At 55.1% G+C, this 15,472-nt stretch carries 16 protein-coding genes and 1 riboswitch; all 16 genes read left to right on the forward strand.

Annotated elements, in window-relative coordinates; all coding sequences use genetic code 11:
• Positions 1-9: 9 nt before the first annotated feature.
• Positions 10-145: riboswitch (TPP riboswitch) on the reverse strand.
• Positions 146-250: 105 nt separating this feature from the next.
• The 16 genes from ACI9KD_RS00470 to ACI9KD_RS00545 all read left to right on the forward strand — a co-directional run bounded on the left by ACI9KD_RS00470 (position 251) and on the right by ACI9KD_RS00545 (position 15,439).
• Positions 251-1,384: a GGDEF domain-containing protein gene (locus ACI9KD_RS00470; protein ID WP_414979168.1), complete on the forward strand. Its 1,134-nt coding sequence runs from the start codon at positions 251-253 to the stop codon at positions 1,382-1,384.
• A 2-nt stretch (positions 1,385-1,386) separates the two neighbouring features.
• A complete protein-coding gene (can, locus tag ACI9KD_RS00475; RefSeq protein WP_414979169.1) occupies positions 1,387-2,010 on the forward strand; it encodes a carbonate dehydratase in 624 nt (207 codons plus the stop codon).
• A gap of 80 nt (positions 2,011-2,090) precedes the next feature.
• Positions 2,091-2,708, forward strand: coding sequence for an adenylyl-sulfate kinase (gene cysC / locus ACI9KD_RS00480; protein ID WP_414979170.1), 618 nt, complete (start codon positions 2,091-2,093; stop codon positions 2,706-2,708).
• A 13-nt stretch (positions 2,709-2,721) separates the two neighbouring features.
• Entirely contained in the window at positions 2,722-3,906 is a 1,185-nt protein-coding gene (gene sat, locus ACI9KD_RS00485; protein WP_414979171.1) for a sulfate adenylyltransferase, read from the forward strand.
• A 139-nt stretch (positions 3,907-4,045) separates the two neighbouring features.
• Positions 4,046-5,098, forward strand: a complete 1,053-nt coding sequence (gene gspC / locus ACI9KD_RS00490) for a type II secretion system protein GspC (RefSeq protein ID WP_414979172.1) — start codon at positions 4,046-4,048, stop codon at positions 5,096-5,098.
• 32 nt (positions 5,099-5,130) lie between these two features.
• Positions 5,131-7,149 (forward strand): type II secretion system secretin GspD, encoded by a 2,019-nt coding sequence (gene gspD / locus ACI9KD_RS00495; protein WP_414979248.1) that lies wholly within the window; start codon positions 5,131-5,133, stop codon positions 7,147-7,149.
• A complete protein-coding gene (gene gspE / locus ACI9KD_RS00500; RefSeq protein WP_414979173.1) occupies positions 7,146-8,654 on the forward strand; it encodes a type II secretion system ATPase GspE in 1,509 nt (502 codons plus the stop codon). Before gspD ends, gspE begins: the two co-directional genes overlap by 4 nt.
• 12 nt (positions 8,655-8,666) lie before the next feature.
• Complete coding sequence (gene gspF, locus ACI9KD_RS00505; protein WP_414979174.1) at positions 8,667-9,887, forward strand: type II secretion system inner membrane protein GspF; 1,221 nt, start codon at positions 8,667-8,669, stop codon at positions 9,885-9,887.
• A gap of 4 nt (positions 9,888-9,891) precedes the next feature.
• Complete coding sequence (gene gspG / locus ACI9KD_RS00510) at positions 9,892-10,341, forward strand: type II secretion system major pseudopilin GspG (protein WP_414979175.1); 450 nt, start codon at positions 9,892-9,894, stop codon at positions 10,339-10,341.
• A 1-nt stretch (position 10,342) separates the two neighbouring features.
• Positions 10,343-10,927 (forward strand): type II secretion system protein, encoded by a 585-nt coding sequence (locus ACI9KD_RS00515; protein ID WP_414979176.1) that lies wholly within the window; start codon positions 10,343-10,345, stop codon positions 10,925-10,927.
• Positions 10,911-11,330: a type II secretion system minor pseudopilin GspI gene (gspI, locus tag ACI9KD_RS00520; protein ID WP_414979177.1), complete on the forward strand. Its 420-nt coding sequence runs from the start codon at positions 10,911-10,913 to the stop codon at positions 11,328-11,330. Before ACI9KD_RS00515 ends, gspI begins: the two co-directional genes overlap by 17 nt.
• The gene (gene gspJ, locus ACI9KD_RS00525; RefSeq protein WP_414979178.1) at positions 11,323-11,973 is read left to right on the forward strand and encodes a type II secretion system minor pseudopilin GspJ; all 651 of its coding nucleotides are present in this window, start codon (positions 11,323-11,325) and stop codon (positions 11,971-11,973) included. The genes gspI and gspJ overlap by 8 nt, the downstream gene beginning before the upstream one ends.
• Positions 11,954-13,009 carry a type II secretion system minor pseudopilin GspK gene (gene gspK, locus ACI9KD_RS00530; protein ID WP_414979179.1) on the forward strand — a complete coding sequence of 352 codons (1,056 nt, stop codon included), beginning with the start codon at positions 11,954-11,956 and terminating at the stop codon, positions 13,007-13,009. The genes gspJ and gspK overlap by 20 nt, the downstream gene beginning before the upstream one ends.
• Positions 13,006-14,205 carry a type II secretion system protein GspL gene (gene gspL / locus ACI9KD_RS00535; protein WP_414979180.1) on the forward strand — a complete coding sequence of 400 codons (1,200 nt, stop codon included), beginning with the start codon at positions 13,006-13,008 and terminating at the stop codon, positions 14,203-14,205. The genes gspK and gspL overlap by 4 nt, the downstream gene beginning before the upstream one ends.
• The gene (gene gspM / locus ACI9KD_RS00540) at positions 14,202-14,681 is read left to right on the forward strand and encodes a type II secretion system protein GspM (protein WP_414979181.1); all 480 of its coding nucleotides are present in this window, start codon (positions 14,202-14,204) and stop codon (positions 14,679-14,681) included. Before gspL ends, gspM begins: the two co-directional genes overlap by 4 nt.
• On the forward strand, positions 14,678-15,439 hold the full coding sequence (locus ACI9KD_RS00545; protein ID WP_414979182.1) for a type II secretion system protein N: 762 nt from the start codon (positions 14,678-14,680) through the stop codon (positions 15,437-15,439). Before gspM ends, ACI9KD_RS00545 begins: the two co-directional genes overlap by 4 nt.
• Positions 15,440-15,472 lie beyond the last annotated feature (33 nt).

A 15,472-nucleotide genomic window follows, 5' to 3' on the forward strand; every position in this document is an offset into this window, starting at 1 on the left:
AAGTCGATACACCAAAGCCACAACCATTCCTACGCCGGTATTGCCCGGATCAGGTTCAAAGGGTTCGCTGCGCTGCTTCACCGTCTCTTGGAGGAGTACAGTGAAGGGCAGGCGTCTCAGGCTTGAGCCACCCCTCGGTTTGCTGAGTGGAGTATAGTGGCCTTACATTGGTATATCAAACCGATTGCGTATCCAAAGAGTTCGCAGGAGATTGTCTCGTGGCGCATCAACAGATTAAGAACGGCTTAGCGTGAGCGACGAAAAAAATACAGAGCCTCAGGTCACCGACATCGAGATGACCGCGCTCCCGGTGGAGGCTGACGACGGTGAACGTGACGAGGTGGTCTTGTCCTTACACGTGCATGTGTTGCGTCAGCTGCGTCAGGCGCAGCGTACCTTACTGGCGGTTAAGAGCCTTTCAACGCTGGTCAAATATCTTTTGGAGGATTTTCCACAGGTGTTTGGCTCGACCCAGTCTGAGCTAAGGCTGTATGACCCCGAAGAGCAGATAGCCCGTCTATTACCCGTCCGCAAGTTGTTCGGTGCTTCCTTGTCACTCAAGTCCGATAACTATGCGCTTTACCAGCTTTATCCCGATGTGCCTGACGCTGTGATTATCGATCTTGATGATCGACGCATGTTCACCATTTTGTCTGGAGCATCAAAGGCAGCAGGGGCGGTCATGATGCCGCTCCTCGATGGCAATCGACTGGTCGGGAGCTATCACATTGCGCTCACCGAAAGCATGACGACTTATGGAGACTCGGAGCGCGAGCTTTTTGCGATGCTGGGTCAGTTGGTTGCTGCGGCGCTTTTACGCGTAGTCGAGTACCAGCGGGTGGATCAGTTGACTCTCCTGAATCCTGTGACCGAAGTGGGTAATCTGCGCGCCTTTCGCCGTGACATGTTGCGTGAGATCTACTGGGCTCGTCGTGTGAATCACTCCATGACCCTGCTGTACATCTCATTAGATGAATTAGCGGATATCTGTAAGAGCTACGGAGAGGTGGCCTGTCACTTTGTGCAGCGCCGGGTTTCCCAGCGACTGTGTTCTGAACTACGAGCCACGGATTACATTGCACATATCTCTACGACACACTTTTCTGTTTTGTTACCTGCCTGTAACGAACCTCACGCCCACGACATCGGTGAGCGTATGCGCCAGGACATCAATGAGTTTGCTATTGATGATGGCCGAGGAGCCGTACTGCACGTTTCACTGAGCGTAGGCTTGGTGTGCTGGGAGCCTTCCCGGCATCCCGTCGAGTCTAGTGAGCGCTTGGCGACGCAGATGGAGTCTGAGGCTGAGGCGGCCATGCAAAAAGCAGAGCGCGGGGGCGGCAACCGGATATCTGTGGCTCGCCTCGGCCTGCTGATGCTTTAGTCATGGAGGGGCTGAGAGAGCTTCTTGCGAATAACCGAGACTGGGCTGAGCGCGTCAGTACTAATAATCCGCAGTTTTTCCCTGAACTTGCGGCACAGCAATCACCCCGTTATCTGTGGATTGGTTGTTCGGATAGTAGGGTGCCGGCCAACGAAATAGTTGGCCTTAAACCCGGTGAGGTTTTTGTGCATCGCAACGTCGGCAACGTGGTCGCGCATGGAGATCTCAACTGCTTGTCGGTTCTGCAGTACGCGGTGGATATTCTTGAGGTGTCGCATGTCGTCGTGGTGGGGCATTACGGCTGCGGTGGGGTGGCTGCGGTGCTCGATCCCAAGCCCAGAGGTCTGATCGATAACTGGCTCAAGCATATCGAAGATGTGGCCATCGAAGCGCGTGACAAACTTGACGCGGAGCCCGATGAAACCACAAGGGTCAATATGCTCTGTGAGATGAATGTTCAACGTCAGGTTGAAAACGTGGCGAGAACCTCCGTAGTAGAGGCCGCTTGGGATCGCGGGCAGACTCTCGGTGTACACGGCTGGATTTATAGTCTGCATGATGGCCTGCTTAAGGACCTCAAGTGCAGCCGGTTTGAGCCAGGCTACACGGCCGATACTGAGACCTAGCACCCATTTTCGATCCTACCCACGGTAATACACCGTGATAAACTGCGGCGCCTTAAATCAACGCCTGTCAAGGAACCAACATGGCCGAGCAAAAAGCCACCAATGTGCACTGGCACGAGGGTGATATCACACGGGATCACCGTGCCAAGCTACTGGGACACCGGGGCGCCACTGTCTGGTTTACGGGATTGTCTGGCAGCGGCAAGAGTACCGTGGCAGTGGAACTTGAAGGTGTTTTAAGCGAGCGAGGTGTTCTGACCTATCGTTTGGATGGTGACAATGTCCGCATGGGGATTAATAAGAATCTCGGCTTTTCGGCCGAGGATCGTACCGAGAATATCCGCCGCATCGGTGAAGTAGCTAAGCTCTTTGCTGACAGTGGGGTTATCGCGCTGTCCAGCTTTATTAGTCCCTACGTGGCGGATCGCGACACGGTGCGTGAGTTGCACGCGGCGGCGGGTATCGACTTCATAGAGGTTTTCGTGGACTGCTCCTTAGAGGCGGCGGAAAGCCGTGATCCTAAGGGCCTGTATAAGAAGGCCCGGGCGGGTGAGATTAAAAACTTTACGGGTATTGATGATCCTTACGAAGCGCCGCCATCGGCGGAGATACACCTGCATTCTGATACGCAAACACTAGACGACGAGGTTGCACAGATTCTTCGCGAGTTGAGCGACCGCGGCATCATCGCCGCCTAAAGAGGAATTTGAAATGATCAAGCCCCACGGGTCTGCGCAGCTACGTCCTTTGTACGTTTATGACAATGACGCCCGAGCCGCTCTAGCAACCGAAGCTGAGTCCTTACCATCCATGCTGCTTAACTCTGCGGCGGCCGCTAATGCCGTTATGTTGGGGGCTGGCTACTTTAATCCTCTAACCGGTTATATGACGTTGGGTGACGCGCTGTCTGTTGCCGAACACCTTAAGACAGAAGCCGGCCTATTTTGGCCAGTGCCGATCCTGAACGTCACCAATGACCCCAGTGTTCAGGCCGGCACGCGAATCGCGTTGCGTGACCCCAATGTAGATGGCAACCCCGTGTTGGCAGTTATGGATGTGACGGCTGTGGACGAGGCCAGTGATGCCCAGCTTGAGCAGATCGCAAGCAAAGTGTTCCGCACACTGGATCCAGAGCACCCTGGCGTTGCCACATTCTTGAGCCTTGGGAGGAGAGTGGTCTCAGGCCCGATACAGGTGCTGAATTACTCATACTTTGCGAGCGAGTTTCCGGATACGTTTCGTACCGCGGTGGATATTCGCGCAGAAATTGTCGAGCGAGGTTGGGAGACGGTTGTCGCTTTTCAAACGCGTAACCCGATGCATCGCGCGCATGAAGAGCTGTGCCGCATGGCCATGGAGGATCTGGGTGCTGACGGCATTTTGATACACATGTTGCTTGGCAAGCTCAAGCCAGGGGACATCCCTGCCGAGGTGCGGGATGCGTCAATCCGTAAGATGGTTGACGTCTACTTTCCGCCGAATACGGTAATGATCACTGGCTACGGCTTTGACATGCTTTACGCCGGTCCCAGAGAAGCCGTGCTGCATGCGGTTTTTCGTCAGAATTGTGGTTGTACACACCTAATCGTTGGCCGCGATCATGCGGGTGTCGGCGATTATTATGGCGGTTTTGATGCGCAGACGGTGTTTGATGAAGAGGTTCCTGAGGGCGCTCTGGAGATTGCTATCTATCGTGCAGATCACACGGCCTACAGTCGTAAACTTGATCGTGTTGTGATGATGCGTGATGCACCGGATCACAGTAAGGAGGACTTCGTTTTATTGTCGGGTACTGCTGTGCGGGAAATGTTAGGTCAGGGTATTGCTCCCCCGCCAGAGTTCTCCCGTCCGGAGGTCGCAAAGATCCTCATGGATTACTATCACAGCCAGCAGTAAAAGACCCTGCGCGGCGCTGGCGAGACGGTCATATTAGTGTCACAATTTTGCCGTTAAGTGTCGTCTCCCCGAGAGGGTCATTGAAGTCACACAACGGGTAAAGCTGGGGGCAGCGGTGACAGCGCTTTGGCAGACACGGTTGGCTAGCTTCGCATCCCAGCTCACAAATCGGGCTGCGACGGCGTTTCGCTATTTTTCCCAGCCGACTAACTTACTTCTTTTGCAGCGTGTTCTTGCGCTGCTTTTGTGTGTCTGGCTCGGGCTGTCTGTGTGGACGGCGCTTTGGAGTTTCTTTCCTGAAGCACCTCCACTGCCAGCGGCAATAGTCATTAATCCTGTTTCGAGTGACACGGCAACGCGCGCCCGCGCTGCAGTCGACATAGACGCTCTTGTGGCAGCACAGCTCTTCGGTCAGCCCGGAGCGGTGGTAAGCCCGGAAACTCTTGCCGCGGCTACCGGCCGAGTGCCTGCTATGAGTGAGGCCGACGCTAGCGTGGCGCTGGCTGGCATTGAAGATGGCGCTCCAGATACCCGATTGCCCTTACTGTTGCGTGGTGTTTTGGCGGCGTCGGAGGCCGGTCTTGGTCATGCCGTAATCGAACACCGAAAGTTACAGGACCTGTATCAGGTAGGTGACGAATTGCCGGTAAACGGTGACGTGGTTTTGGCAAAGGTGCTGTCTAATCTCATTGTGTTGGATAATGGCGGTCGCTACGAGGTGTTGCGTTTGTTTGAAAACAGTGGACTAACTGCTTCGATTTCACTGCCGCCTTCCTCGACGAGCTCGCGTTTTACGCCGAGCGAGGCTAGCGAGACTGATTCTCCGTCGCGAAACGTATCAGCAGCGGGCGACGTCTCGGAAATTGCGGCGGACTATCGAGAGCGCCTTTATCGCGATCCCCGGTCTCTGGCAGAGGTGGTCCGGGTGGTAGCGGTGCGCGAGGGTTCTCAGTTGCAGGGTTATCGCATAAGCCCGGGAAGCGCTGCCAATGAGTTTTCTGCCTTGGGTTTTGAGTCTGGCGACTTGGTGACTGCGGTAAACGGAATGTCGCTTGCGGACCCAGCAAACACCGTGAGGCTGTATCAGGCGATGCGTTCAGCCAGCGATGCCAGTTTTGAGCTACAACGAAAGGGAGAGTCTGTGACGCTTAACGTAAGTCTTGGAGCATCCGCGAAGGAGGGTGATCTGTGATCGCCTCAGCTATCCTTTGGCGTCAGGGCCTTATGCGATCTGCGGTCATATTGCCGCTGCTTGTGGCTTTGATGGTGCTCCCCGCAAAGGCGCAGGATTTCACCGTTAACCTGAAAGACACGGATATCCAGGAACTCATCAAGTTTGTCTCGGAGGCCACCAACACCACCATTGTTGTCGATCCTTCAGTGAAGGGTAAGGTTAAGGTTGTGTCGTCCCGGCCGGTCAATGCCAGCGAGCTTTACGATCTCTTTCTTGCGATTCTTGACGTGCACGGTTACACCGCTGTGCGCTCCGGTGGCGTAGTACGGGTTATTCAGAACAAAGACGCACGCTCGGCATCGGTGCCCGTAGCTGATGTGGCCGGTGCTGGCGGTCAGTTGAACGACGAGTACGTTACCCAGGTTTTACGTCTGGAGAATATCTCTGCGTCGAAGCTCATCCCGGTGCTAAGACCTCTCGTTCCGCAGCAGGCACATATGGCAGCCTACGCGCCCAGCAATGCGATTATCATTTCTGATTCAGCGTCTAATATCAGCCGTATTCGCGACATTATTGAGCGTATGGATCAGTCTGCGGTACAGGAGACTGATGTTATTGCCATGCGCTATGCGGTGGCAGAAGATGTCGTGAGAATGCTTGAGACTCTCAATGCCACCGAGGCAAAAAACAACGGTGGCGAGATTGACGTGTTGCTAGTGCCAGACAAGCGTACCAATAGCCTACTGGTGTCGGGCGACGAGCTGCAGCGAGCCCGTATCCGTAAACTAGTTGCTTACGTAGATACGCCGCTTGAGCAGACGGGTAACGTTAAAGTGATCTACCTAGAGTACGCACAGGCTACGGCGATCGCCGATGTGCTTACCCGGGTTATGCAGAACATCAGCAAGCTCGACACGGGAGATGGAAAGGTCGCCCGTTCCTCCAGTAACACAGCAACCATCGAAGCTGATCAGGGTACCAACTCACTCATCATTACCGCTGATCCTGACGAAATGGCGGCGGTGGAATCTGTAATCACTCGCCTAGATATCCGGCGTGCGCAGGTGTTGGTGGAGGCCATCATCGTAGAGCTGGAAGTCACAGATGGACAGGATTTGGGCCTGCAGTGGTTGTTTGCCAATGACAAGGGATTTTATGGCAGCAGCATTAACGCCTCGGACGCTCGGGCCCGGAATATCGCAGGTGCGATACTGCCATCAGATGGTAATGCAAGCTCGGGCACTACTACGGGCGACTTCGATGTAGGCAATCTTGCGGGAGCGTTAGCGGGTTCTGCAGGGTTATCCCTGGGTTGGGGTGTAGTGGGCGAGGATCTGAGCATGACGGTTATTCTCAATGCTCTTGAGGAACAAAGTAACGCGAACATCTTATCTACGCCGAGCCTGCTTACCCTGGACAATGAAGAAGCCTTCATCACCGTGGGGCAACAGGTTCCCTTTATCACGGGCTCTTTTACCAATGCTGGTGGTAACAATGGCGCCCAGAACCCGTTTCAAACAATTGAGCGGCAGAATGTCGGTATTACGCTGACCGTGACGCCCCAGGTGAACGAGGGGGATTCGGTGGTGCTGGAGATCGAGCAGGAAGTGAACTCACTCACCGGCGCCACGCTCGTCGCATCCGCTGCGGCGGCCGATCTAATAACGAATGAGCGAAAAATCCGCACCAAGGTACTCGCAGAGGATGGTCGTATTGTAGTGCTCGGCGGATTGATAAAAGACGATGTGCAAAGCACCGAGAAGCGCATCCCTATTCTGGGCGACATACCCTATTTGGGAAGGCTCTTTCGTAACGATGCGGTTTCTGTGAGTAAAACGAACCTCATGATCTTTATCCGTCCCACGATCATTCGGGACGAGAAAGCGCTGGCGGGGGCTACCGCACTCAAGTATCGACACATTCGTGATCAACAGCGGGCCCAGCGAGAGCAAGGTTTGCTGTTCTTTGGGGAGGGTGAGGTACCTGTGCTGCCGGATTGGGAGCAGCAGATACTGCAGCTTGAAAAAATCCGCGATGATCTCCGTGCGCCTGTCCCGGAGTCGCCGTGATAGAGGCTCAGTCCGCTCTTGAGTTTGCGGAGGTTGTTCCCGGTAAGCTGCCGTTTACTTTTGCAACGGCCCATCGCGTTGTCATCGATCCTCAAGCAGGCCATCGTGTGTTTCATGATGGTGCCTTGAGTGTCAATGTCCTCCTGGAGCTTCGCCGTCGCATTGGCAAGGGGCTTGACCTGCAGAGGCTTTCCGCCACGGACTTTCAGACTCAGCTATCCCTTGCCTATCAGCGTGATAATAGTGAAGCGGTGCAAATGGCTGCGGATATCAGCTCAGATGTAGATTTGAGTCGTCTTGCAGAAGAGATTCCAGACACAGGTGATTTGATGGATGCGGAAGATGACGCGCCGATCATTCGTCTGATTAACGCTATTCTTTCTCAGGCCGTGCGTGAAAAAGCCTCAGATGTTCACATTGAGACTTTCGAAGAAAAGCTCAGTATTCGCTATCGCATTGATGGCGTACTCGCGGAGGTTTTGTCTCCCAAACGGATGTTAGGGCCTTTGCTCGTATCCCGACTGAAAGTAATGGCTCGTTTGGATATTGCTGAACGGCGTATTCCTCAGGACGGTCGGATATCTGTGCGCATAGCGGGTCACGCGGTGGATATTCGGATGTCCACAATACCGTCGGCCTACGGTGAACGCGTGGTTCTTCGTTTGCTGGATAAGCAGTCGGGTCAGTTACAGCTCGCTCAGCTGGCGATGCCCGAAGCCGTGTTTGACGGATTTAGAGGCGCGCTAACACGTCCCCACGGTATTATTTTGGTTACCGGACCGACGGGTTCGGGTAAGACCACCACCTTGTATGCCGGGCTATCTGAGATCAATGACGCCGCGCGCAACATCATGACGATCGAGGACCCTGTGGAATATATGCTGCCAGGTATTGGGCAGACGCAGGTCAATGCCAAGGTGGATATGACCTTTGCCCGGGGGCTGCGAGCGATTTTGCGTCAGGATCCGGATGTCGTGATGGTGGGGGAGATTCGGGATCTTGAGACGGCGGAGATAGCCGTACAAGCGTCCTTGACCGGCCACTTGGTCCTGTCGACCTTACACACCAACACCGCTATCGGTGCTGTGACGCGACTTCAGGATATGGGGGTTGAGTCCTTTTTACTGTCCTCGAGTCTGATTGCGGTAATGGCTCAGCGCCTCGTGAGATTACTCTGTCCCCAATGCCGTCAAGCGGCCGTGCCGACCAGCGCGGAAGCGGCGATGTTAAGACTTGAGAACGCAGACGTTGCGGGTACGACAATCTATCAACCCGGAGCTTGTGCGAGCTGTAACCACAGTGGATATCGTGGGCGCAGTGCGATCTATGAGCTTATTGAAGTGGATGATCAGTTGCGGACGCTCATTCACGACGGCGCCTCAGAGCAGGCTATGAACGAACACGCCCGGCGACATGCGGCAAGCATTGAAGATGATGGCAGACGACGAGTTCTCTCTGGTGATACAAGCCTGCAGGAAGTCCTGCGTGTCACCTCGGTGGTTTGAGGACACTGAGTTATGACAGCCTATCGCTATAGAGCCCTCAATCCAGGTGGCAAGGTGGTGCGGGGCGTGCTGGAGGCGGATTCCGAGCGTCATGTTCGAGTCCAGCTGCGCACACAGAAGCTTCGGCCCATCGAAGTACAAAATGCGGCTCGTTCTGAGGCAGCTAATAGCAGCCTGAGGCAGCGGTTTCTCCCGACGCGGATTAAAGGCGCGGATCTCGCACTTTTGACACGTCAACTGGCTACGCTGGTGCAATCAAACTTGCCTTTGGCCGATTGTCTTCAGGCGGCGGCAGAACAAACACGGCGACCTCGCGTCAAAGCCATGCTCCTGCAAATTCGGTCCCGGGTGAGTGAGGGCCACACACTCGCCTACGCGATGGCTGAGTTCCCCCTGGCGTTTAATGAAATGTACCGCGCTATGGTGACAGCGGGTGAGCACGCGGGCTTTTTGGGCTCCGTACTTGAGCAACTCGCGGATTACGCTGAGAGACGCCAGCACAGTGGCCAGCAATTGCGTATGGCGATGATCTATCCGTTTATTCTGCTGGCAGTGGCTGTTGCCGTGATCGTGGCGCTCATGGTGTTTGTGGTGCCAGAACTCATTGGTATTTTCTCCCAGAGTAATCGAGAGCTTCCTGCATTGACTGTGGCGTTGATTGCGGCCAGTGATTTCTTCGGTTCTTACAGTCTTTGGTTGTTGGTGGGTTTGGTGTTAGCGGGTATCGCTATGCGTCGACTGCTTCGCAATCCTAAATGGCGATTGGCCTGGCATGCTTTTTTGCTGCGCCTACCCGGTATCTCAGGGCTAATCATCGCACTGGATACTGCACGATTTGCTTCTACGCTCAGTATCCTGATGGCAAGCGGGGTTCCCTTGCTGGAAGCTCTGCGCATTGCCGGTCAGGTGTTAGTAAATCTCGTGTTGCGGGCAGAAAGTGAGGATGTTGCTCTGCGTGTACAGGAAGGCAGTAGTCTCAGCAGGGCGCTGGCCAGTGCGGGGCACTTCCCACCGATGATGGTGCATATGGTCGCCAGTGGTGAGAGCAGCGGCTCTTTGGAAGATATGCTCGAACGATCAGCCAATAATCAGGAGCGAGAGCTCGAAATGACTCTGGGCACGGTTATGGGTTTGTTTGAGCCGCTCATGGTTGTTTTCATGGGAGGGATGGTTCTGCTGATTGTGCTGGCCATACTTCTACCAATTTTTGATCTCAATACAATGGTGAGGTAAGCAGATGCAGCGCAGAGTTGGCACAGGTGGGCAGGGCGGTTTTTCTCTGGTGGAAATTCTGGTGGTACTGGTAATCATGGGATTGCTGATTAGCATTGTGGCACCTACGGTGCTCAATCGCGCAGATGATGCGCGTATCCAAAAGGCGCAGGCGGACTTTAAGGCCATTGAGACAGCGCTCAAAATCTATCGGCTGGACAACTATGTTTATCCGACAACTGAACAGGGGCTGGAAGCTTTGGTCAGCGCTAGCTCAATCGATCCGACACCCCGTAATTTCAAGGATAGCGGTTATCTGGCAGAGTTACCTCGCGACCCCTGGGGGCGGCCGTATTTGTATCTGAGCCCCGGGGAGAATGGCGAGATCGATATTTACACATTAGGCGCTGATGGTCTTTCTGGGGGTGAAGACCAGAACGCGGACATTGGTAACTGGAAAGAAGATCAGGGCTGACATGTCGATGCCCGATCGCGGATTTAGCTTGATCGAAATGCTGGTCGTGCTGTTTGTGATCGTATTGATGACCAGTCTTGTGACGCTGAATGTTAACTTCGGATCCAGTGATCGGCTTGTTCAGGAGCGCCTGGAAACGCTGATCGCGGTAGCGGGCTTTGCGCTGGATGAGGCGCAGTTTAGCGGCAGCGATTTCGGTGTTCTCTTTGTTAATAGCGTCAATGAACGTGGAAAGTCTACAGTGACCGCGCACTGGCGGCAGCGCCTCATACAGGGTTGGCGTGAGCCCCAGCAGTCCAGCGAAATTTTTGATTCTCTGGTGTTCCCTGCGAGCGTGCGTCTGCAGATTATGCTCGACGATGTGGAACTGGTGTTCGCCGCGAATGATGCCGTTGATCCCCTTGCGGGGGTGCTGCCTCAGTGGCTGATGTTCTCCAGCGGCGAGACTCAGACGGGGGAATTGCTGATCCGAGATCGAGACGACGATGTTTTACTCTGGCGCTTAAGCTGGGATGCATTGGGAAGGTTTGAGCAGTTTCGCGGCGAAGACGATGATGCGGTGGGCGAGTATGCGGCTGCCCGCTAAGCGCTCTGTAAACTCATCGGGCTTTACCTTGATTGAGGTGATGGTTGCTCTGGCAATCGTCGCGCTTGCTGTTCCCGCACTGCTTTTTACTATGGATCAACAGATCGATGGTACGGCCTATATTCGTGATCGTTCCCTCGCTCAGATAGTCGCCGGCAATCGGCTTGGGGAACTGCGTCTAGCGCTTCGCGGCGGTGGGCAAACACTTCGGGGGAGTAATACGGGGATCGAGGAGATGGCGGGTAGAGAGTGGCAATGGCGAATTCAGAGTCAAGCCACCGAAGTTCCGGATTTTTCCCGCGTGGAAATTCAGATACGAGCTAGCCAGAGCGATGATGGGCCGGCGCTCTATACACTGGTCGCCTTTCTAGCGGCACGTAGCGATGGAGTAGCCAGTGGTTGAGCCACGGGAGCGGGGATTTACTCTTGTTGAGGTGCTCATCGCCTTGGCGATAACCGTGTTCGTCGCCGCAGCCTCTTACAGTGGGATATCGACGACACTGACCGGGGCTGAGCAGCTGCGAGCTGCCAGTGAGCGTACTCGCGATCTGAACAGGACCCTGTCGTTGTTAAACAGAGACCTGCGACAGTTTAGCAATCGCTCTTTGCGAGACGAGTTTGGTGCCATGCAGCCCGCACTGTCTGGCGGACCCTTGGCGTTTTATCCGCTGTCGCTGACGCGGGAGGGTTGGTCTAATAGCCTCCAGCAGCCTCGCAGCGAACTTCAGCGAGTGTTTTACTACCTGGAAGATGACACGCTTTGGCGCGCGTACTACACCGTTTTGGATCGCGCAGTTGATGCCGAGCCCAAGCGAATGGCGCTGCTTCGTGGCGTAAACACCTTGGAGCTGCGTTTCCTTGATGCACTAGAAAACCTTGAGGTTGATGGTGATTTTGTGATCGATACTCGCGCCTGGTCGCGAAACTGGGTGGCTGATCCTGGCGCCGGAGCCTCCGTACCTCCACCGCCGGTGGCCCTCGAACTACGTCTGGAGCTAGATGATCTTGGCGAGTTGAGACGATTCTATGAGCTGCCTGCGCATTAGCTTAGGGGATATTCGTTCCCAAGACGGTGTCGCTCTGGTCGTGGCCTTGCTGGTATTCGCCATTTGTGCGGGGGTACTGGTGGCTCTGCAGCGTGACTTTGACTTGAGCTACCGTCGGGGACTCAATAGCTTTGTCGCTGAGCAAAGCTGGGCTTATCTTCGCGGGGCAGAAGATCTCGCCTCACTGGCTCTCACACTAGACTACGATGCCGATCTGGCCAGTGAGACATCCCGGGATGACCTCAATGAAATTTGGGCCCAGCAAGCCACGCCCTATGCTCTGGATGAGGGGGGGTGGATGTTCGGGAGCCTTACTGACCTTCAGGGACGTTTTAACCTCAATAGCCTTGGCGACCCTGCGGCTGCAGGCACTTCGAGTTACAGTCCAGCGCAACAGACCTTTATTCGCCTTCTGCAGGCGCTGGAATCTGCGGAGCTTGATCAATTCGCAGCAATTGCCGTTACTGAAGCTGTCGCCGATTGGATAGACGCCGATGACGAGCCTCGACTCAACGGCGCGGAGAGCGCGTATTACGTTAGCCTCCAGCCGTCCTATCGCCCGGGGAATCGCCCTATGATGAGTGTGAGCGAGTTGCTTGCCGTTGCCACAATGACGCCGGAGATCTTTCAAGCTCTTCGCCCTCATGTAACCGTCTGGCCCCAGGTGCCCGCCGCCATCAATATTCATACTGCTTCACAGTCGGTGCTGCAGGCTCTGAATGTTGATGGAAACCTCCAGCCCCTTTCGCGCAGTGAGGGAGAGTCCTTGGTGCAACTCCGGGAGGGCGCGGGTTTTACCAGTCTCGAGGAGTTTCTACAGCTGGCAGTTTTCTCCGGTGAGTCAAACTCTGGAATTGCAACTCTACTCACAGAGTCTTCATCGTATTTTTTGCTGGCTTCGCGAGTGGAGATTGCCGACCGTGAGCAGCGGTTGTACAGTGTGCTTCGCCGTCAGGCCCGTGAGATTGACGTACTGCAACGAATCAACGCAAGCCTATACGATATGCCGAACCCTGCTGCTGAGAATTCCCAGTGAGTGAAAATCTGAGCGTGATCTGCCTTCAGGATGAGGCCTTGTACTGGCTGGATGCCGGCGAGGTTCATGCCTTGAGCGTCGATGCGCCCATAATCATGGATCGCTTGCGGGAGACTCTGAAACAGAGCGAACACGGTGTTGTTTTTGCGGCCCCCGGTTCCGAAGCGCGCCTATTAGAACTCACCGTGACGCCGGAAGAGCGCAAGCATTTAGGCGCATCTTTGCCATTTATGCTCGAGGAATCGCTCACCGACAACATCGATGACGTACATTTTGCGCGTATGGCTCTGGATCGGGACCAATATGCGGTGGCCATGACGGATCGGCAGAGCATGCGGCGCTGGCAGGAAATTCTGGGTGAGTTCGCGAGTCTTGTTCCCTGGATGCCGGAGCCGCTGTTACTCCCCTGGTCGTCAGGGGAGTGGACCCTGGTGATAGAGAACGAATCTACCTTACTGCGTTATGGACGCAGCTCTGGCACTCGGATAGAGAACGACTTGCTACCGCTCCTACTTGAAACGTTGGCCGAAGAGTCGCCGCCGCTGCGTATTGTCGTTTATGGCGAGAATGAATCGCTAGATTTGAGTTTTCTAAGTCCTCTGGGCGCAGTAGCTACGCAGTGGCGCAAGGGCGGCGTTGCGGCAGCAATGCTGCTTCACGACTCTGGTGAAGCTATCGTTAATCTTTTGCAGGGGGATTTCGCTCCGCAGTTGCCCTATGCCCGATGGTGGAGTCAGTGGCGCAAAGTTGCTGCTTTAGTTCTTGTCGCTCTCAGTATTCATTTATTGTCCGCAGGGCTGGACTTAAGACGCCTGGCGCGTGAAAACCTGGTCCTGCGTACGGAAATTCAATCGGTGTATCGAGAAGTCAATCCGCAAGGGGCGGTTGTTGATGCACAAAAGCAGCTTCAGCGTCAGCTAGACGGTTTACGAGGGAGCGGGGGCGGGAGCACGTTTACGGGATTGCTGGCACCTCTAGGCGCGCTATTTTCGCCAGAGAGCGAATTGGTCTTGGCAAGCCTTAGTTATAGTCAACGAAATGCAGAGCTGAGGATCAATTTGTTAGCCGCGAACTTTGCAGATATTGAATCTCTCAGAGTTTCACTTGAGCGCGCGGGATATGTGGCAAGTTTGGAGAGCTCGTCGCGAAGTGGTGATCGAGTGCGGGCACGGCTGCGCATTGGAGAGAGTTCATGAGCGCCTGGTTTGACCGGTTTTCGCTGCGCGAGCAGGTGGCGCTCTTACTTATGTCAGCTGTGGTTCTTGTCTATGTGTTGGCATTGTTTGTGATTCGCCCATTGGGCCAGGCTCGGGATGAGCTCTCGGCCCGAAACGCGGCAACCGCCGCTGTGTTGCGCCGGGTGGATGCTATGGCAACAGAAATTCAATCGCTCCGGGGCGCACAGAGCGACAGCAAAGGCGCGTCTTCCGTGAACCTCAGTGCCTCTCTAAATCAGAGTGCCGGCCGTTATCAACTCAGGGTAAGCCGACTCCAACCAAACAGTCAGGGGTCAGTACAGTTGCGCTTTGAATCAGCTCCCTTGGATGCACTATTGCGTTGGATTTACGAGATAGAGACTCTCCAGGGGCTGCGAGTCGATGATTTGTCGCTGAGCCAAACCAGCACTGCTGGTGTCGTCAGCGCGACCCTTCGTGTAGCCGCCTTCCAATGAAACCCCGTTTTTGGCTTCCGATCCTGGTCGGCGCCGCGCTCTTCTTGTGCGTTCTCAGCTTGAGTATGCCCGCCCGATTGCTGCCGTATTTTCTCGACGCCGAAACGCTGCAAATTTCGGGTGTTTCTGGAACGCTCCGCGCCGGCACGGCATCACGAGCGCGATTGAAAGTCCCCGGCGGCTACTTTCATCTCGGAGAACTCACCTGGAACATGGCGCCATGGAGCCTGCTCCGGCTGGCGCCTACGGTTCAGGTCAGCAGCGTTTGGGGCGACCAAAGAGCCAGTTTGGAGCTTCGCCTGGAGGGAGAGAGCCTGCGGATTCGTGGATTAGATATGAATCTGGATGCGGGACTCCTCAAGCAAGTGCTGCCCGTCGAGTTAAAAGGGCGTCTGGGAATACTCTTTGATGAAATCCTGGTTTCCGCCGGCGATTTATTGCGCGCCGATGGTCGTCTTGTGTGGCAGGGGGCAGCCTGGCAGTCACCGGGAGGCCGGCGCGTACTCGGGAATTACGTAGCTACTTTCACGAGTCCTGCGAGTCAGCAGGTAAATGCGAGCATTGATACTTTGAGTGGCCCTGTTAAGGCAACCGGGACGGTGAGCCTGAGTCAGCGACGTTACGCTGTGGATTTATACATCGAAAGTTCGGGACAAGAGCTCGACGCTGCGCTAGCTCAAGCACTGTCACTCATTGCCAGCCCAGAAGAAAATGGCTACCGTCTGCGCCTCGATGGCGATCTGACGCCGGGCCCCTGAGCCTAGGTAGCAAATCTTAACCTTCAATTGTGG

The organism is Congregibacter sp., from assembly GCF_047617445.1.
Classification (GTDB): domain Bacteria; phylum Pseudomonadota; class Gammaproteobacteria; order Pseudomonadales; family Halieaceae; genus Congregibacter.

Bases quoted from the DNA above. Each gene is read 5' to 3' on its own strand.
- ACI9KD_RS00545 (WP_414979182.1), top strand. From the start codon at position 14,678: ATGAAACCCCGTTTTTGGCTTCCGATCCTGGTCGGCGCCGCGCTCTTC.
- gspK (WP_414979179.1), top strand. From the start codon at position 11,954: ATGAGCTGCCTGCGCATTAGCTTAGGGGATATTCGTTCCCAAGACGGT.
- ACI9KD_RS00515 (WP_414979176.1), top strand. From the start codon at position 10,343: ATGTCGATGCCCGATCGCGGATTTAGCTTGATCGAAATGCTGGTCGTG.
- gspF (WP_414979174.1), top strand. From the start codon at position 8,667: ATGACAGCCTATCGCTATAGAGCCCTCAATCCAGGTGGCAAGGTGGTG.
- gspM (WP_414979181.1), top strand. From the start codon at position 14,202: ATGAGCGCCTGGTTTGACCGGTTTTCGCTGCGCGAGCAGGTGGCGCTC.
- gspG (WP_414979175.1), top strand. From the start codon at position 9,892: ATGCAGCGCAGAGTTGGCACAGGTGGGCAGGGCGGTTTTTCTCTGGTG.
- cysC (WP_414979170.1), top strand. From the start codon at position 2,091: ATGGCCGAGCAAAAAGCCACCAATGTGCACTGGCACGAGGGTGATATC.
- gspI (WP_414979177.1), top strand. From the start codon at position 10,911: ATGCGGCTGCCCGCTAAGCGCTCTGTAAACTCATCGGGCTTTACCTTG.
- sat (WP_414979171.1), top strand. From the start codon at position 2,722: ATGATCAAGCCCCACGGGTCTGCGCAGCTACGTCCTTTGTACGTTTAT.
- can (WP_414979169.1), top strand. From the start codon at position 1,387: ATGGAGGGGCTGAGAGAGCTTCTTGCGAATAACCGAGACTGGGCTGAG.
- gspD (WP_414979248.1), top strand. From the start codon at position 5,131: ATGCGATCTGCGGTCATATTGCCGCTGCTTGTGGCTTTGATGGTGCTC.